The sequence below is a fragment of the Pandoraea sp. ISTKB genome (assembly GCF_001721285.1).
Taxonomy (GTDB): domain Bacteria; phylum Pseudomonadota; class Gammaproteobacteria; order Burkholderiales; family Burkholderiaceae; genus Pandoraea; species Pandoraea capi.
Genome location: NZ_MAOS01000021.1, coordinates 80,021 through 97,238, shown reverse-complemented (window position 1 = coordinate 97,238; position 17,218 = coordinate 80,021). Strand labels below are relative to the sequence as shown.

Annotated in this window: 16 protein-coding genes; 6 read left to right on the top strand and 10 right to left on the bottom strand. The window is 62.0% G+C overall.

The features are described from left to right. The first annotated feature begins 77 nt into the window (after positions 1-77). The gene (locus A9762_RS05320) at positions 78-815 is read left to right on the top strand and encodes a 16S rRNA (uracil(1498)-N(3))-methyltransferase (RefSeq protein ID WP_069340995.1); all 738 of its coding nucleotides are present in this window, start codon (positions 78-80) and stop codon (positions 813-815) included. A gap of 49 nt (positions 816-864) precedes the next feature. After that, entirely contained in the window at positions 865-1,497 is a 633-nt protein-coding gene (locus tag A9762_RS05315) for a YidB family protein (RefSeq protein WP_069340994.1), read from the top strand. 207 nt (positions 1,498-1,704) lie between these two features. Here the strand turns inward: A9762_RS05315 and A9762_RS05310 are convergent, their stop codons facing one another. From A9762_RS05310 to A9762_RS05305, 3 genes are all read right to left on the bottom strand, one after another. Beyond that, positions 1,705-2,253 (bottom strand): barstar family protein, encoded by a 549-nt coding sequence (locus tag A9762_RS05310; RefSeq protein WP_069340993.1) that lies wholly within the window; start codon positions 2,251-2,253, stop codon positions 1,705-1,707. Positions 2,254-2,260: 7 nt separating this feature from the next. Beyond that, a complete protein-coding gene (locus tag A9762_RS28000) occupies positions 2,261-2,656 on the bottom strand; it encodes a ribonuclease domain-containing protein (protein ID WP_083253663.1) in 396 nt (131 codons plus the stop codon). A gap of 303 nt (positions 2,657-2,959) precedes the next feature. Next, the gene (locus A9762_RS05305) at positions 2,960-5,263 is read right to left on the bottom strand and encodes an NADP-dependent malic enzyme (protein WP_069340992.1); all 2,304 of its coding nucleotides are present in this window, start codon (positions 5,261-5,263) and stop codon (positions 2,960-2,962) included. Positions 5,264-5,611: 348 nt separating this feature from the next. On the opposite strand from A9762_RS05305, the gene thiL reads away from it, so the two are divergent. The 3 genes from thiL (at position 5,612) to A9762_RS05290 (ending at position 7,807) form a co-directional block, all read left to right on the top strand. Next, the gene (gene thiL / locus A9762_RS05300) at positions 5,612-6,616 is read left to right on the top strand and encodes a thiamine-phosphate kinase (RefSeq protein WP_069341029.1); all 1,005 of its coding nucleotides are present in this window, start codon (positions 5,612-5,614) and stop codon (positions 6,614-6,616) included. After that, entirely contained in the window at positions 6,613-7,134 is a 522-nt protein-coding gene (locus A9762_RS05295) for a phosphatidylglycerophosphatase A (protein ID WP_069340991.1), read from the top strand. The genes thiL and A9762_RS05295 overlap by 4 nt, the downstream gene beginning before the upstream one ends. Positions 7,135-7,303: 169 nt before the next feature. Beyond that, entirely contained in the window at positions 7,304-7,807 is a 504-nt protein-coding gene (locus tag A9762_RS05290) for a CinA family protein (RefSeq protein WP_069340990.1), read from the top strand. Between the two features lie 216 nt (positions 7,808-8,023). On the opposite strand, the gene pyrF is transcribed toward A9762_RS05290, so the two are convergent. Both pyrF and corA read right to left on the bottom strand, forming a co-directional pair. Continuing rightward, complete coding sequence (gene pyrF, locus A9762_RS05285) at positions 8,024-8,836, bottom strand: orotidine-5'-phosphate decarboxylase (RefSeq protein WP_069340989.1); 813 nt, start codon at positions 8,834-8,836, stop codon at positions 8,024-8,026. Between the two features lie 203 nt (positions 8,837-9,039). Then, positions 9,040-10,002, bottom strand: a complete 963-nt coding sequence (gene corA / locus A9762_RS05280) for a magnesium/cobalt transporter CorA (protein ID WP_069340988.1) — start codon at positions 10,000-10,002, stop codon at positions 9,040-9,042. 367 nt (positions 10,003-10,369) lie between these two features. Between corA and A9762_RS05275 the strand changes: the two genes are divergently transcribed. After that, positions 10,370-11,245, top strand: a complete 876-nt coding sequence (locus A9762_RS05275; RefSeq protein WP_069340987.1) for a mechanosensitive ion channel family protein — start codon at positions 10,370-10,372, stop codon at positions 11,243-11,245. On the opposite strand, the gene mtgA is transcribed toward A9762_RS05275, so the two are convergent. The 5 genes from mtgA to A9762_RS05250 all read right to left on the bottom strand — a co-directional run bounded on the left by mtgA (position 11,246) and on the right by A9762_RS05250 (position 17,183). Next, positions 11,246-12,004, bottom strand: a complete 759-nt coding sequence (gene mtgA, locus A9762_RS05270; protein ID WP_069340986.1) for a monofunctional biosynthetic peptidoglycan transglycosylase — start codon at positions 12,002-12,004, stop codon at positions 11,246-11,248. It abuts the gene before it with no gap. Positions 12,005-12,013: 9 nt separating this feature from the next. Continuing rightward, complete coding sequence (gene aroE / locus A9762_RS05265) at positions 12,014-12,886, bottom strand: shikimate dehydrogenase (RefSeq protein WP_069340985.1); 873 nt, start codon at positions 12,884-12,886, stop codon at positions 12,014-12,016. A 92-nt stretch (positions 12,887-12,978) separates the two neighbouring features. Next, on the bottom strand, positions 12,979-13,875 hold the full coding sequence (gene lpxO / locus A9762_RS05260; protein ID WP_069340984.1) for a lipid A hydroxylase LpxO: 897 nt from the start codon (positions 13,873-13,875) through the stop codon (positions 12,979-12,981). Positions 13,876-14,037: 162 nt separating this feature from the next. After that, positions 14,038-14,997, bottom strand: coding sequence for an energy transducer TonB (locus A9762_RS05255; protein WP_240493452.1), 960 nt, complete (start codon positions 14,995-14,997; stop codon positions 14,038-14,040). Beyond that, on the bottom strand, positions 14,991-17,183 hold the full coding sequence (locus A9762_RS05250; protein ID WP_083253649.1) for a ribonuclease catalytic domain-containing protein: 2,193 nt from the start codon (positions 17,181-17,183) through the stop codon (positions 14,991-14,993). Before A9762_RS05250 ends, A9762_RS05255 begins: the two co-directional genes overlap by 7 nt. Between the last annotated feature and the right edge of the window lie 35 nt (positions 17,184-17,218).

Here is a 17,218-nt window from a genome sequence, read left to right as displayed (position 1 = left end):
GTGTGTCCCCCGAGCGTTGGGGTATGCTTCTGTCCCCAGCGCCATCCCTCCGGTCATCTTTCGTCCGCCCTCTCCGAATGCCTCGCTTTTTTATCGATGCGCCACTGCATGCCGGCGCCCTTCTCGATCTTCCCGAGTCCGTCGTGCGTCACGTTCAGGTGTTGCGCCTGAAGACCGGTGATTCCTTCACGCTATTCGACGGTACGGGCGGAGAATATCCGGCAGTGCTGAGCACACTGGAAAAACGTCATGCAACCGCACAGCTCGGCGAACATGACACTCGCGAAGCCGAGCCGCCCTACCGCATTACGCTGGCTCAAGGCATCGCGGGTGGCGACAAGATGGACTGGCTGATCGAGAAGGCTATCGAGCTGGGGGTGACGGAAATTCAGCCGCTGGCCACGGAGCGCTCTGTGATTCGCCTGGAAGGGGAACGTGCGGCAAAGCGCGTTGCGCATTGGCAAGCGCTCGTGCAAGCGGCATGCGAGCAATGCGGACGAAACCGCGTGCCGCGCGTGCTGCCGATTCGCCCTATCGGGGCATGGCTGGGCGATGAGGATGTCACAAAGGGTGACGTATGGCGTGTGCTATTGTCACCTCGAGCAGACAGCGGATTCGATTCGCTACCGCTGGAAGCGCCGTCTCAGCCCGGCGTGTTGCTCTTCGGCCCGGAAGGCGGGCTGGCACCGCAGGAGGAGGCGCTCGCACAACAGCGCGGATTCACGGCAATCCGTCTGGGTGAACGCATCCTTCGCACCGAAACGGCGGGCATTGCCGTGCTCGCTGCGTTGGCCGCTCGCTGGGGCGGTTGGTAAGCATCGATGATCGAGAAAATGGCCTCACAAGCCTAAAGGAGTAATCGTCATGGGTATCCTGGACAGCATTCTCGGTGGTGGGTCCGGCAATCAGGCCGGTGGTGGCGGTTTCAACACGAAGACATTGCTCCTGATGGGCTTGCTGGCGATGATCGCCAGCCGTTCGGGTAACGCTCAGGGACAAGAGGGCGAAGGCGGCGGTTTGCTCGGCTCACTCGGCGGCGCCCTCGGTGGCATGCTGGGCGGTGGCGGTGCCGCAGCAGGGGCCGGCGGCCTTGGCGGCCTGCTCGGTGGGTTGCTCGGCGGCGCACAAGCCCCGGCCGCAGGGGCTGGCGCGCCCGCGACGTCGCCCGGCGACCTGATCGGTTCGCTTGGCGGTTTGGGCGGACTGACGCAGGTTCTCAATCAGGGGGGGCTCGGCGAGGCCGTGAATTCGTGGATTGGCACCGGCAACAATCAGGCCGTCAGCCCGGATCAGGTCACACAAGCGCTCGGCCCGGGCGGTCAGTTGCAACAGCTCGCCAGCACGGCCGGGGTTTCCGAAAGTGAAGCCGCGCAGGAGCTGTCGGCGCTCTTGCCGCAGGTGGTCAATCACCTCACGCCGAACGGCTCGGTCCCGCAAGGACAATTCGATCTGGCCTCGCTGGCGCAGCAATTCCTCGGCGGCGGGCACAACGGTTAATCGCAGTCGGTCCGCAGTCGGTCGACGCAAAACAAAAAAGGTCCGCAATGCGGACCTTTTTTCATGAACAGCTATCGGGCAATACGCAAATACAAGAACTCGCCAACAAAAGGCACTGCGATCACGCCTGCATCGTCAACCTCACGCTCGATGCAATTCAGATACCTGATTCAGATACCTGATTCAGATACTTTATTCGGCTACCGATCAGGCAAACGAATAGAAAACGCGGAAGGTCACGCGCCGCTCGCCCCAGAACTCAGCGGCATCGCGGAACACGTCGAGCAGCGTCTCGCGCCCGTCCTTGTCAAACTTTGTCACGACCGGCAGTCCCTCAAGCACCACGACGAATCCGGGTTGCGGACCACAGTGAGAAACGAGATCGGTCAGACAATCGCGCAAGGCGTCGAAGTTCTTCCCGAAGTGTTTCGGGAACAGGAACGACGATGCGATGGTGTCCAGCACTTCGGCCTTGCTTTGTGCATTCGCACAGTTGGCGTACAGGAAGTGTTGCCCGAGTCGCTCTGCCTCCGCCGCCAGGTCCGCCACGCGGAATGCGCGGATCGACTGCACGATATTCGGCCTCACGGCCTGGAAAAGACTCATATCTCCCTCTTCCGATAGGCTACGGCGATGGCCGGCCCGCGCAACAGCATGCAGGCCCAGCACCTGCTTGAACAAGTTGCCATCGCCCGCACCGAATGGATCTGCCATAAGATCTTTCCCGTGTTCTTGTGCGAAAACCGGCTCACTCATACTGCTGTCATTCCCTTATGCGTCTAAAGCTGTTGTAGTGGTCTTGGGTGTAGTAACACGGTTCGACCATGCGTTGGTTACCCCCACAGATGATGCGCCTGGCACCTCTATTGCGGGCACCGGGAGTCGGCACCGTATATTCATGGTAATAGCCACGCGGCATTTTGGGCAGACGCTTTTCGTAGTTTCCGAACGTGATGCCATCCTTGGCATAGGGAAACGGCCCGCCCTGGGCAATCAGCGACAGCGTACGCTGCGCTTCGCGAGGTAACTCGGCAACGGAAACCGTTGCCGTTTGATCCGTGACGTATGGCGCGGTTTCACGCGCCACAGCATTGGCCCCCAGAAAGACACTACCCGCCGCAGTCAGTGCCACGATGCTCCGGTGAAGCCAACGTGCCATTGTCATAGCTAGCTGTCGCCCGGCGCGGTCTTGCGCTGCAGGCCCGTTCTGGTGGGTGAAGCCGTAAGGTTATCGCTATTGGTCGCGAGAATCAATGCCAGCTTACATTTCGCAACCAAAGGCCTTCGAGAATTCACGACAACACACGCTTTTTCACGACAGTAAGTGCCCACATGGAAATATACGATGCACAAAAAGCGTCACCGGAATAACAAAACGCCGCCCGTTTGAGGGCGGCGTTTTGTTTACTTCGTCGGCTAACGTGCGTGAAACGGTGCCAAATCCATCACCGCGCCAACCCGATCACAGACCTTGTTGTTGCGCCGCCGCATCGGCCACGACGAGTGCCGCCATGTTGATGATGCGACGCACCGTTGCAGACTCCGTCAGGATATGTACCGGCTTGGCAGCTCCCAGCAGAATCGGCCCGATCGCCACGTTATTACCGGCGGCCGTCTTGAGCAGGTTATAGGCGATATTGGCAGCGTCGATGTTCGGCATGACCAACAGATTGGCCGCCCCCGTCAACGTCGAATCCGGCATGATGCGCGCACGCAATTCCGGGTCCAGCGCGCAGTCGCCGTGCATTTCACCGTCAACTTCCAGATCCGGCGCACGTTCTTGCAGGATTGCCAACGTTTCGCGCATCTTGCGGGCGCAATTGGCATCGCTCGTACCGAAGTTCGAGTGTGACAGCAGCGCGACCTTCGGCTGAATGCCGAAACGGCGAATCTCTTCAGCAGCCATCAGCGTGATTTCCGCCAGTTGCTCTGCCGTCGGATCCTGATTGATGTGCGTGTCGACCAGGAAGATCTGACGATTCGGCAGCACCAGCGCGTTCATTGCGCCGTAGACATTCCCGCCGTCTCGCTTGCCGATCACGCGATCGATGAAGTGCAGGTGACGGCCCGGCGTCGACACCGTGCCGCAAATCATGCCATCCGCTTCGCCCTTGCTCACCAGCATGGCGGCGATCAGCGTCGTACGGCGACGCATTTCGACGCGTGCATACGACGCCGTCACGCCCTTGCGATTCGTCAGACGATGATAGGTCTCCCAGTAATCGCGATAGCGCTCATCGTGTTCCGGGTTGACGACGGTGAAGTCCACACCCGCCGTCAGACGCAGGCCGTATTGCTGAATACGATGCTCGATCACGGCCGGGCGACCCACAAGCACCGGCGTCGCGACGCGTTCGTCCACGAGGACCTGAACGGCGCGCAGCACGCGCTCCTCTTCCCCTTCGGCGAAGGCAATGCGCTTCTTGTCGGCAGGAACGCTACGCGCCACCGAGAACAGCGGCTTCATCAGGCCGCCGCTGTGATACACAAATTGCTGGAGCGATTGCGAATAAGTGTCGATGTCTGCGAGCGGGCGCGTGGCGACGCCTGCCGCCATCGCCGCTTCGGCCACTGCCGTGGCCACCTTGACCAGCAGACGCGGATCGAAGGGCTTCGGAATCAGATATTCCGGACCGAACGACAGATTCTTGATGCCGTAAGCCGAAGCCACGATATCGCTCTGTTCCTGACGCGCCAGCTCCGCCAGCGCGTTCACGGCGGCGATCTCCATCGAACGCGTGATCGTGGTCGCACCCACATCGATGGCGCCGCGGAAGATGAACGGGAAGCAGAGAACGTTGTTGACCTGGTTCGGATAGTCCGTACGACCGGTCGCCATCACGCAATCCGGGCGCACTTCTTTCGCGAGTTCCGGCGTGATTTCCGGATTCGGGTTGGCCAGTGCGAAGATCAGCGGCTTGTCGGCCATCGTCTTGACCATTTCCGGCTTGAGCACGCCGGCAGCCGACAGTCCGAGGAACACATCGGCGCCACCGATCACTTCGGCCAGACCGCGCGCATCCGTCTTTTGCGAGAAGCGAATCTTCTCCGGGTCCATCAATTCGGTACGGCCTTCATACACCACACCCGCCAGGTCCGTCACCCAGATGTTCTCGATGGGCAGCCCCATGTCCACGAGCAGGTCCAGACACGCCAGCGCAGCCGCGCCAGCACCGGACGTCACCACCTTCACCGATGCGAGATCCTTGTCGACCACCTTCAGGCCGTTGATGAGCGCTGCCGCCACCACGATGGCCGTGCCGTGCTGATCGTCATGGAAGACCGGAATCTTCATGCGCTCGCGCAGCTTGCGCTCCACGATGAAGCACTCGGGCGCCTTGATGTCTTCCAGATTGATGGCACCGAACGTCGGCTCAAGTGCCGCGATGATGTCGACGAGCTTCTCCGGGTCCTTCTCGGCGATTTCGATATCGAACACGTCGATATTGGCGAACTTCTTGAACAGCACGCCCTTGCCTTCCATCACCGGCTTGGAGGCCAGCGGACCGATGTCGCCCAGCCCGAGCACGGCGGTGCCGTTCGTGATCACTCCGACCAGATTGCCCCGCGCCGTGTAGCGCGACGCATTGAGCGGATCGATGACGATTTCCTCACACGCGGCAGCAACGCCCGGCGAGTACGCCAGCGCCAGATCGCGCTGGTTCAGCAACTGCTTGGTCGGCGCGATCGCGATTTTGCCGGGGGTGGGATGTTCGTGATACTCGAGCGCAGCTTCGCGCAGTTTCGGGTCGATCGGCGTGGGCATGAGGGGAAGCTCTTGGCGAACAGGAGAGATCAAAATTTCAGTGCGAATTGTAGCCCTATTTATTCACGTGATTTATGCAAAAAACGGATAAGGGTCACACCCGCACTGAAGCAATTCCATGCCGATAGTGGCGAAAAATCAGCGTGAATTCAACGCTGCATTGCACCATCGCCGCCATTTTCAGACAACAGATGCCTCACGGGTCAGGTGTTGTCCGAATACGGCATGAGACGCTGCCTGAAAACCGCGAACAAACCGCTTTGCCTGCTTGGGAAAGCCGCAGCGGCCTCTTAGAATAGGGGTTTGCGTGGCACCACCGGCTGCTTCGCCCACCGCCTCTCGTTGCTCATGACCACGACCTCCCCGACCGCTTCGTCATCACTGTCCGAGTTCTCGCTGATCGATCGCTTCTTCGCCCGGGCGACGCGACAGGGCGAGCATGTCACGCTCGGCATCGGCGACGATTGCGCGCTGTTGCGTCCTCCCGCCGGAGAGCAGTTGGCGATTTCGACGGACATGCTGGTGGAAGGCCGACACTTTCTCGCCGAAGTCGATCCGCAAACACTCGGCCACAAGACCCTTGCCGTCAATCTCTCGGATCTGGCGGCCATGGGTGCACGGCCGCTCGGATTCACGCTGGCGCTCGCATTGCCCGACAGCGATCCGGCCTGGCTCGGCCCTTTCGCGCAAGGTCTCGCCGAACTCGCCGACCGCTATGCCTGCCCGCTCATCGGAGGAGATACCACCCGTGGGCCACGCAATCTCTGCGTTACGGTCTTCGGCAGCGTGCCCGGCGCGCAGGCGTTGCGCCGTGACGCGGCGCGCCCCGGCGACGACATCTGGATCTCGGGAACGTTGGGAGATGCGCGGCTCGCGCTCGGCGCGTTACGCGATGAGTGGCCGCTATCCGAAAGCGATCTCGCGATGGCACGCCGCGCGATGGATGTGCCCGAACCGCAAATCGCTTTGGGCCTCGCACTGCGTGGCGTGGCGCGGGCTGCACTCGATATCTCCGACGGCCTGATCGGCGATCTCGGTCATATTCTCGAGCGCTCGACCATGAGCGCACGCATCGATGTCGATGCGTTGCCGCGATCCGCCTTGCTCGCTGCACAACCGAGCGAAATTCAACGGCTTTGTACGCTCGCAGGCGGAGACGATTATCAGCTTTGCTTCTGCGCCGATCCCTCGCAGCGCGCGCGGATCGAGGCGATCGGCAACGAACTCGGCATACGAGTCACGCGTATCGGTACAATAGCGCTTCCCGACGCGCGCCACACGATGCTGCATCTCCATGACAATACTGGCGCGAGCGTCGCTGCCGACTTCAAAAGTTTCGACCATTTCCAATGAGCACTGATCAAACGGCCGCCATCAATCCGGGCAGCGGCCCGCGCCGGCCGAACTCGCGTTTCCTGCTGTCGCACCCCGCACATCTGTTTTCGCTCGGCTTCGGCACGGGTCTGTCGGCGTTTGCGCCTGGTACGGTGGGAACGTTATTCGGCTGGGCGTCGTATCTGGTGCTCAACCTGTATCTGACCGTCACAGGCTGGGCCGTGCTGATTGCAGCGTCCATCCTCGGCGGCATCTGGATTTGCAGCTTTACGGCACGCAAGCTCGGCGTTCAGGACCCGAGCGCAGTCGTGTGGGATGAGATCGTCGCGTTCTGGATCGTGCTGCTGCTCATCACGCCGTCGAGCTTCGTCGGCCAACTCGTCGCGTTCGTGTTGTTCCGTTTCTTTGACGCCGTCAAGCCGCCGCCGATCAGCTACTTCGACCGCACGGTCAAGGGTGGACTCGGCATCATGCTCGACGACCTCGTCGCTGCGTTCTGTACGTTACTCGTGATTGCGCTCTGGCGTTCGATCTGATCGCCGCACAGCGCGACACTGTCGGTCTGATGGTGTCGACCTGATTCGTCGTCGCGTCACGACAAGCGCCCGGCACGGTAGAGCGCCGACGCTCGGCGCCCTGAAGCCCGCTGGCGTGCGTCGTACCTGGCTCGTATTCGTTGCATAGACTTCTTGAAGGCGTCGTCCCGTGGTCTCCGAACAAAATCTTCTGGCCCAACTGTCGGTGAAAGTCGGCAATCGTCTGCGCGACGAACGTCTGCTGCTGACGACGGCCGAATCGTGCACCGGCGGCCTTGTCGCCGCTGCAATCACCGATATTTCCGGCAGCAGCAACTGGTTCGAGCGCGGCTTCGTGACGTACTCGAATCAGGCCAAGACGGAAATGATCGGTGTGCCGTCCGAGCTGATCGAAAAACACGGCGCGGTGAGCGAACCCGTCGCGCGTGCCATGGCCGAAGGCGCCCTGCTCAACAGTCGCGCGCAAATCTCTCTGTCGATCACGGGCGTGGCCGGCCCGGGTGGCGGCACCGCCGACAAACCGGTGGGCATGGTCTGCTTCGGATGGAGCAACCGCGTGACGACCATCGTCGAGACGAAGCACTTCAAGGGCGATCGCACCCAGGTCCGCAGTCAGGCAGCGCAATACGCCCTGCGCGGGGTCATCGAATTGCTCGACAAGGCAGAAGCGTAATTACGCTCGCGCGTCCGGTATCGCGTGTGTTGCCGCTACGACGTGGCGAAACTCGGCCTGGACGTCACATCAGGCTATCGCTTGTCCGGCAACGCTAACGGACAGCGCGAGAACGACGGCACACGGCGTCTTGCTCGCGCATAAAAAAACAGCGCCTGCGAAGTTGCGAGGCGCTGTCTTTTTGTCACACGGTGACGCCGACATCCGGCGCCAGGATCAGCGATAGGCGTTGATGCTGTCGCGTGTTTTCTGGGCAGCTTCGGCAGCGGCCTGTGCGAAGTTCTCGTCACGGCCCGCATAGATAATGGCGCGCGACGAGTTGATCATCATGCCGGTGCCATTGGCGGTACGACCCGCCGTAACCGTCGCCTCGACATCGCCCCCCTGGGCACCGACACCCGGAATCAGCAACGGCATATCACCCACGATGCTGCGCACGGTCGCGATTTCCGCCGGGAAAGTCGCGCCGACCACGAGCCCGATCTGACCGCTCGTGTTCCACGGTCCCGCCGCCAGTCGCGCGACCGTCTGATACAACGGCTTGCCGTCGACGTCGAGAAACTGGAGGTCGCTGCCGCCGGGATTCGACGTACGGCACAGCACGATCACGCCCTTGTCCGCATGGGCCAGGTACGGCTCCAGCGAGTCGAAGCCCATGTACGGGTTCACCGTCACGGCGTCGGCACGATAGCGCTCGAATGCCTCGCGCGCATATTGCTCGGCGGTGCTGCCGATGTCGCCACGCTTGGCGTCCAGAATCACCGGCAGTCCCGGATGATCGGCGTGGATGTGCGCAATCAGTTGTTCGAGCTGGTCTTCGGCGCGATGCGCCGCGAAATAGGCAATCTGCGGCTTGAAGGCACTGGCGTAGGGCGCGGTGGCGTCCACGATCTGGCGGCAGAACTCGAAAATCGCGTCCGGCTTGCCTTGAAGATGCGCGGGAATGCGCGACGGCTCGGGGTCGAGGCCCACGCACAGCAGCGAGTTGTTGCGCGTCCAGGCGGCGTTGAGAACTTGGGTGAATGTCATGACGAGGTTCCGGCGGGATTCCGACGGTGGTAATCCGACGGAGGATGTTTCGGGCAAGGCCGCCATTTTACCTGCTTGGCGCCCCGGTCCTGCGCTGTCGTTATCGCGTCGCACCACGCCAACGGTTTCACGTCCGCAGCGACGCCGAAGACGACGTCTTTCCGAAACGCGGCGTGCCGCACGATGTCACGCGCCCGCGATGGTCAATCGAGCCAGCCGCGATGACGGAAGTACAGGAACGGCGCAATCGCCGAGAGGATCATCAGCCCGATCGCAAACGGATAACCGGCTTCCCACGTCAGTTCCGGCATCATCCGGAAGTTCATGCCGTAAATACTGGCGATGAGCGTCGGCGGCAGGAAAGCCACGGCGGCCACCGAAAAGATCTTGATGATCTTGTTCTGGTTGATGTTGATGAAACCGATGGTCGCATCCATCAGGAAGTTGATCTTGTCGAACAGATAGGCGGTGTGATTATCGAGCGACTCGATATCTCGCATGATCTGCTTGCCTTCCTGATACTGCTCATCCTTGAGCATTCGCGCCCGCATGAGGAACGACACCGCGCGCCGCGTATCCATGACGTTACGCCGGATGCGCCCGTTCAAGTCTTCCTGCGCGGCAATGCTCTCGAGCGCCTTGGCGGCATCGGCATCGGTGAGGTTCTTGCCGAGCACGCTTTTGCTGACCTCTTCGAGCGCGGCGTAAACGCTTTCGAGCGAATCCGCCGAGTATTCGGCGTCAGTGGAATAGAGGTCGAGCAGTACGTCCATCGCGTCGCGCACGGAGCCAGGACGAATCCGGGCGCGCATACGCACCAGGCGGAAAACCGGCAGGTCTTCGTCGTGCACCGAAATCAGCAGATCCTTGACCACCACGAACGCGACCGGCACGTTGCGCGATTGCTCTTCGTCGTCGAGCAGAAAGTCCGTGCGAATGTGAAGCACGCCGTCGTCGTCTTCGTAATAACGCGCCGACGCCTCGATATCAGTCACTTCGTCACGTGAGGGCAGTTTGACCTTGTAGGCCTCTTCGACCCAGCGGCGTTCCTCTTCGGATTCGCTGTGAAGATCGACCCAGACCGGCGTAACGCTGGCCAGATCACTGGGATGGTCACAAGTCACCTGTTGCAGGCGGCCGTGATGGATGACGAAGGCATTGATCAAACGAGGTTCTCCCTGCTACAAGGCGACGCCAAGTGTAGCAGCCGCGCCACAGTCACGCCAATGGCGGCACATCCGCCACCATCGCCCGCTACGCCATTGGCGCAGCCCCCGGTGCCGCCCGTGTCGGTCGGCACCGGAATCGTTCGTAGGAATATTCCTAAAACCGTTGAATCAGTCGGTTTCGCGCGGAAACGATGGCAAGCTGGGCGAACCAATCTACGCACTTTGCGTCAATTTTGATATCGACGCTTGGGTGAGTGCGCTGCATTGCGCGCCCCGGATCTGCGTTTTTCTGCTTATACATTCATCGACGTTCGCTCCGGTACTTTCTTGTACCGGAACGTCACGCGACAGGGAGAATTGAACCATGGCGGAAGTCACTGCCCCGCTCACATCTTTGGACGCCGTCACCGGCTTCCTCGCCGCCAACGCGGTTCACTACGGCCTGTCGTTCGTGCAAGCCGTGCTGATTCTGCTAGTCGGCTTCTGGATCGCCAAACGGTTGTCACGCTTCGTCCACAAGACCCTCAGTCGTTCGCAGCACTTCGACGCCACGCTCAAGCCGCTCATCGAGTCGGTAGTGCTGTGGTCGGTGCGCATCATCACGATCATTGCGGTGCTCGCGCAGTTCGGTGTGCAGACGGCGAGCATCATCGCGGTACTCGGCGCAGCCGGTCTTGCCATCGGGCTCGCCCTGCAAGGCACACTGCAAAACATCGCGGCCGGCACGATGCTGCTGGTGCTGCGTCCGTTTCGCAATGGCGACTATGTGACGGCGGGGTCGGCTGTCGCGGGTACCGTGGAAGAGATCGGCCTGTTCACGACGACGCTGACGAATGCCGACGGCATCTACGTCTGCGTACCGAACAACCAGATCTGGGGGCAGCCGATCACGAACTACAGTCGCAACGCGACGCGTCGCATGGAAATCACCGTCGGCATTGCGCTCGACGATGATCTCGACGCCGCAATGAGCGCCCTGCGCGAGCATGTGACCGACGACGACCGCGTGCTCAACACGCCAGCGCCGGAGATCATGGTCAAGCAAGTGAGCGACAGCGCCGTCATCGTCAACGTTCGCGTGTGGTCACTGCTCGGCAATTACTGGGGGCTGTACTGGGACCTGCAACGTAACGTGAAGGAGACGGTCGAGGGTGTCGGTTGCTCGTTGCCCTATCCGACGCGCACCGTCATGCAAGTGCCGACACAGACCATTCCCGACGCGGCCCAACCGCGACACTGATCACTGCGGCAACTCCGCCGCCCCCATGCGGCGGGCGATCACCCCGGCGCGCTGCGCGAGGTACGGCGAATTGCGGTGGGTATCGAAGTAGCGCGGACGCGGCAGCATCACCGCCAGCCGCGCCGCCTGCCACGGCGAGAGCTTCGATGCAGGAATGCCGTAGTAGTAGCGCGCGGCGGCTTCAGCGCCGAAGACGCCCTCGCCCCACTCCACCGAGTTGAGATAGATCTCGAAGATCCGCTGCTTGTCCATCCAGAATTCGAGCATCCAGGTGATGGTGAATTCTTCGGCCTTGCGCAGATAACTCTTCTCGCTCGAGAGGAACAAGTTCTTGGCGAGTTGCTGCGAGAGGGTGGAGCCGCCCGCCACGATACGTCCCTTCTTCTGATTCTTCTCCCACGCGCCGAGCATCGCGTCGATTTCGTAACCGTCGTGATTGACGAAATTCGCGTCTTCGCTGGCGATGATCGCGCGCTTCAGATTGCGCGAGATCTGGTCGTACGGCACCCATTGGTGCTTGAGCGTGGCATTGGGATCGGTCTCGCGCAAACGCGTTTCCGCCGCTCGCATGAACGCCGTCGACTGCGGATTGAAGCGCACCCACCAGCCGATTTGCAGGAAATAGTAGAGCTGCGTCGCGAGCACCCCCACGATCAGCAATGTAATGACGTAGCCCGTCCATTGCCACGGTCCCCAGGCACGCTTGCGGCCCGAGCCTTTCGTACGCGGCGTGTGCGAAGTGCGTCGTTGCGCAGCCATCGGCGCGAATCAGCCTTTTGCCGCAAGCCGGGCGCGCAACGCGGCGCGCACGACGTCGGTCGACGGACGCACACCGCGCCACACGGCAAACGCTTCAGCCGCCTGCTCGACGAGCATGCCCAGGCCATCCGCCGCGCGATCGGCACCGGCTGACAGCGCGTGCGTCATGAATACCGTCGGCTGTGCGCCATACATCATGTCGTACGCCAGCGCCCCGGCGGCATAAGTGCCGGCGGGCAACGGTGGGACGTCTCCCTGAAGACTGCCTGCTGTCGCGTTGATGACGACGTCGAAACTGCCCGGAACCGCATCCCAGCCACCGCCGGCGAGCGACACCGCCTGGCGTTTGGCCGCATCGGTGAAACGGCCGACGAGTTCGTCGGCACGCGCCGCCGTGCGGTTCGCGATGAACAGCGCCGCCGGCTTCGCTTCGATCAGCGGCAGCATCGCACCGCGCGATGCGCCCCCCGCACCGAGCAACAGCACACGACGCCCCGCTAGCGACACGCCAAGCGGGCCTTCGATGTCGCGCACCAGTCCGACACCGTCGGTGTTGTCGCCGGTAATCCCATCCGCATCGAACACCAGCGTGTTGACCGCACCAGCCGCCTGGGCACGCTCGGTGAGCCGATCTGCCAGCGCGTGCGCTTCGAGTTTGAAGGGGACGGTCACGTTAGCGCCGCGCGCACCGTGTTCGATGAACGTGCGCACCGTTGCGGCGAACGCGTCCAGAGGCGCGAGCAAGCGCTCATAAGTGAGGCGCTGCGCCGTCTCGCGCGCGAATTCCGCGTGGATGAACGGCGATTGGCTATGTTCGACTGGATGGCCGATCACGGCGTAGCGATCGGCGGGCAAGTCCCCGGCAGGCGTTTGGTTTGTCATCGTTTTCAAAGACGCGGCGCCTGGCTTTCGCTCAGGCGCCGTGATGTCATGCAGCAAAGTCAGGCGTTGGGCCGTAATTCAGCGGGCGCCGGTCACCATAGTATCCACAGCAGGATACCGCCGAACAACGCCCATTTCACCGCATAGTACACGTGCCGGTTCCACGCCTTGAGGCGTTTGCCGACGATGCGGATCGAGTAAATATACTTGAAAGCCTTGTTCAGCCCGCCGGTTCGGTCGCCCGCATCGTTCGGCGAGGCGGCGGCGCCGACCAGATGACGTCCGAACCAATGGTTGATCGCCTGTGACCAGCGATACCTCATCGGACGCTCCACGTCGCAAAACAGAATGATACGGTTCTGGCCGCTCTGGTTCTCGGCGTAATGGATATACGTCTCGTCGAACACCACGCCCTCGCCGTCGCGCCAGCTGTATCGCTGGCCGTCCACGTCGATGTAGCAACGATCGTCGTTCGGCGTGACCAGCCCAAGGTGATAGCGCAACGACCCGGCATACGGATCGCGGTGACGCACCAGACGGCTGCCGTGCGGCAACTCGGCGAACATGGCGGCCTTGATCGAAGGAATCTGGCTCACGAGGCCGGTCGTCACCGGGCAGAGGTCGCTGGCGGACGGATGCGCATCGTCATACCACTTGAGATAGAAGCGCTTCCAGCCGCTTTTGAAAAACGAATTGAAGCCAACGTCGTTGTACTTGTCGGATGCCTTGATGCGGCTCGCCTCAAGCAGCGTCACCGCTTCGGCACGGATGACTTCCCAGTTCTGACGCAACGGTTCGAGCTCGGGAAAGTTGTCGGTCTTCAGATAGGGCGTCGTCGGTACGCGAGAAAACGCGTACATGAACACGTTCAGTGGCGACAAAAACGTCGAGTGGTCAGAGAGCTGACGGAAGAATTTGTGGCGGACCTTACCGCGGAAATGCACGTACACAGCGCAAGCAGCAATGATCGCCAGGATGATCCATTTCATGGCGGATTTTTCAGTTCAGGAGAACCCCGCAATTATAGAAATGTTTGGAAAGTTTTTCCGGGCACGTCCCAAAGCGACGCGATGTCCGTGATCATGAAAGGGTGAGGCGCAGGTGTCGTCACCTGCCGTGGATCGACACCGTCTATCGGTGTCTGCGAAGGCTCACTGCACCGCACCGCTCGCCGGTGCGGCAAGCGTTTGTGCCTGAACGCCCTGACGCGTGAACGTCATGCGCGTGACGATTTCGAGAATGTCGTATCGCTGCTTCATTTCGGGCGAGAAATCGCCGAACGGCGCGCTCGCCTGCACGATGGCAACCGCGCGGCGATCCAGATCACGATTGCCGGAACTGCGCGTGACTTCCACGCCGACAACGTTCCAGCCATCCTTGTGATACCCGAGTCCGCCACGTTGATTGACGTTAAGCGTGACGATCAGCTCACCGTACAGGCGATCGTTGCCGATCTGCGGAAAATGCTCGGTGCCGTATCGCTCGATGCGATGACGCAAGGTGTCGAAGTAACGCGCGTAAGCCACTTCTCGCGTATTCGCCGTGACCTGCCCACGTTTAGGGCGTGTCTGATAAGCACGCAACTGTTTGTCGATTTCCGCCTGCAAGCGCGCGATCTGCTGGTCAACGGTCTGGTCGTCAAGCCCCTGCCCGCGCTGCGGCGAATCGGTCCGGTTGCGTTGCGCTTCCGGCGTGGCCGCGTATTGGCTGCGAAGCTGCGAGAGCAGCTTCTCCTGCGTAGCCTCCAGATCGCTCACATTGCGCTGCATTTGCGCGATGGGCGCCCCCTCGCGATCGACCGAACGCGAGGTTAGCGGCGACGTCGCGCGCTCACCGTCATGCTCGCCACCGCCCACGAGGTTGGCCTGCGCGAGCGCAGTCGCCTTGTCCGGCGCATTGGCCGACTTCGCGTTGACGAGCACAACTTCGAGCGGCGTGTCCGCGCTATGCAAACGGAAACTGTCGGGGGCCACGAAATGCACGGCCAGCGCGAGCAGATGCACCACCGCCGAGAAGATCAGACCGGTGGCCAGCGGATGCTCGCGCATGAGCGACCAGCCGCGGCGACGCGCCGCGACCAGATTGCCCGAAGGAAGTGCGGGTTTCAGCACGCGGGGCTGGCCGACGCGTCGTGCGCACCCGCCGCCATCAGTGCAGCCGCCATCGGCGAAGTGCTATCGGTAGCATTGGCCGATGACGAAGCCTGCGGTGCATCGTCGGCCACCGCCGACTCCGCGTCAGCCTGAGCGCTCACGTCGCCTTGCGTGCCATCGGTGCCTTCAGTGCCATCGGGAGTCCCTTCAGCACCGTTGGCGCCGTCGTTACCTTCACCGCCCTCACCACCTTCACCACCGTCGCCCGCACCGCCGTCGCCTTCGTCATCGTCGTCGGCAAGCGCGGACGGCACAGCACCGAGCACCTGCGCGATGCGCACCGAAATGCTGAGCGTGACCACGTCGAACGAGAGCACATCGAGCATGATCTGCGTACCCCGTGCGTGCAGCCCCAGCCCCGGCACGATCAGCGTGAGCGGAATGTCGTTCAGACGAACCGTATCGCCCTTGAGCACACTCGCCTGCACCTGCGACTTGTTCTCCTGAATCAACCAGCGCATGCACCAGTAGCGCTCCATGCGGCTCTGATGCTCACCGTACGCTGCGTACGCGGCTTCGAAGCTCGACACGGTGACATACAGATCGGCGTCTTTCGGTTTGAAAGGCGCCGCGAGCTTTGCCGTCACACCGTGACGTACACAGGCGATCAATTGCCACTGATTGACCAAGTCGACGTATCGACGCAGCGGCGACGTGCTCCACGCATACTGCTCGACACCAAGGCCTTCATGCGGCGCAGGCGACGTCTGCATGCGCGTACGATTCACGCCATACGCACGCTGAGCACGATAGATGCCCGGCACGCCGCATTCGGCCAGCAGACGACCCCAGCGGCTGTTCGCGAGAATCGCCATTTCGGCAACGATCAGATCGAGCGGTGCGCCACGCAGGCGCTGCTTGATCGTCACATGTTCGCCGTCGACGTAGAAATTGAAGTCGGTCTTGTTCTGCGTTTCCGGACGCAGGCCATAGCCCACGCGCGCGGCCTGACGCTTGTCGTACAGCGACTGCGCGAACGGCCACAGCAAACGCAGCTCTTCCTTGTGCGGGTATTCGCCACTGCCGTCGGCCAGCGCCTCGGCGGTAATGATCGCGTCGAGTTCGTTGTGACGCAGGTTCGCCGAGATCGGCACCCGCTCGGCACGCGTCTCGGTCGTCACGATTTCATAGGTGTCGGCCTTGACCACGACGTACAGCGACAGCGCCGGACGCGCGCCCCCTTCGGCGAGCGTATAGGCTTCGACCACCGAGTCGGGCAGCATCGTGATCTTCTCGCCGGGCGAGTAGACCGTCGACAGGCGCACGCGCGCGATCTCGTCGATGGGGTCGCCACGCGTGATCCCCAGCGCCGGCGCTGCAATGTGGATGCCCACGCGCAGCAGCCCGTCGGGGAGCAGTTGCACCGAGAGGGCGTCGTCGATTTCCGTCGTCGTCGAATCGTCGATGGAGAACGCCTGAACATCGGCGATCGGCAGATCGTCGGCCGGCAACGGCGTCGGCCCGAGATCGGGGAAACCGGTGCCGCGCGGGAAGTGTTCGTAGAGGAACGCAGCCTCGTGATAGGCGCGCGGTGACGCGATACCGCCGCACGCGAGCATCACTTCGGCATGGGTCTTGCCCAGCGCGATGGCGGCAGCATCGAGCGCCTTCCATTCGATGGCGTTCTTGTCGGGACGGAACAGCAACTGCAATTCCTTGCCCTTGAGGGCGTCCGGCAACTCACCCGCAATCATCTGATCGGCATAGGACGCCTGCAACTCGGCCTGCTGCTGCTTGCGCGCCAGCCCGGCGAGCGCGGCTTCCAGTTGCTCCTGCGCAGCACGCTGGTACTGACCCCGGCCCTTGCGGCGGAAATAGATAGGCGACGCCTGCAACGCCAGCGCCAGACCGGCCTGCTGGGCAACGCTCGCGCCTTCGCCGAAATACTCGGTGGCGAGCACGGGAAACGGAAATTCGTCGGCCGGCGCGCATTCCCACAGGAAACTCATGTCGATGTCCTGTGCTGCGGCCTGCGCCTGCGCGATCAGCTCGGCAGGCGTGGGCGACTCGAAACGCAACAGGACATCGCGTCCCTTGATCTTGCTGCGACGCCCGCCAGGCAGTTCCACCTGATACGACTCGCCCTGCTGCGACAACACCGTGCCAGCCTTGAAGCCGCCGGATTCCTCAAAAAAAATGTTCATGAAACAGCCATCGATCGCAATAGGCGATATTGTAG

Coding starts and splice junctions, on each gene's coding strand:
- pyrF (WP_069340989.1), bottom strand. CDS start 8,836: ATGACATTCACCCAAGTTCTCAACGCCGCCTGGACGCGCAACAACTCG.
- thiL (WP_069341029.1), top strand. CDS start 5,612: ATGACCACGACCTCCCCGACCGCTTCGTCATCACTGTCCGAGTTCTCG.
- A9762_RS05315 (WP_069340994.1), top strand. CDS start 865: ATGGGTATCCTGGACAGCATTCTCGGTGGTGGGTCCGGCAATCAGGCC.
- A9762_RS05275 (WP_069340987.1), top strand. CDS start 10,370: ATGGCGGAAGTCACTGCCCCGCTCACATCTTTGGACGCCGTCACCGGC.
- A9762_RS05310 (WP_069340993.1), bottom strand. CDS start 2,253: ATGAGTGAGCCGGTTTTCGCACAAGAACACGGGAAAGATCTTATGGCA.
- A9762_RS28000 (WP_083253663.1), bottom strand. CDS start 2,656: ATGGCACGTTGGCTTCACCGGAGCATCGTGGCACTGACTGCGGCGGGT.
- lpxO (WP_069340984.1), bottom strand. CDS start 13,875: ATGAAATGGATCATCCTGGCGATCATTGCTGCTTGCGCTGTGTACGTG.
- A9762_RS05295 (WP_069340991.1), top strand. CDS start 6,613: ATGAGCACTGATCAAACGGCCGCCATCAATCCGGGCAGCGGCCCGCGC.
- aroE (WP_069340985.1), bottom strand. CDS start 12,886: ATGACAAACCAAACGCCTGCCGGGGACTTGCCCGCCGATCGCTACGCC.
- A9762_RS05250 (WP_083253649.1), bottom strand. CDS start 17,183: ATGAACATTTTTTTTGAGGAATCCGGCGGCTTCAAGGCTGGCACGGTG.
- A9762_RS05305 (WP_069340992.1), bottom strand. CDS start 5,263: ATGCCCACGCCGATCGACCCGAAACTGCGCGAAGCTGCGCTCGAGTAT.
- mtgA (WP_069340986.1), bottom strand. CDS start 12,004: ATGGCTGCGCAACGACGCACTTCGCACACGCCGCGTACGAAAGGCTCG.
- A9762_RS05320 (WP_069340995.1), top strand. CDS start 78: ATGCCTCGCTTTTTTATCGATGCGCCACTGCATGCCGGCGCCCTTCTC.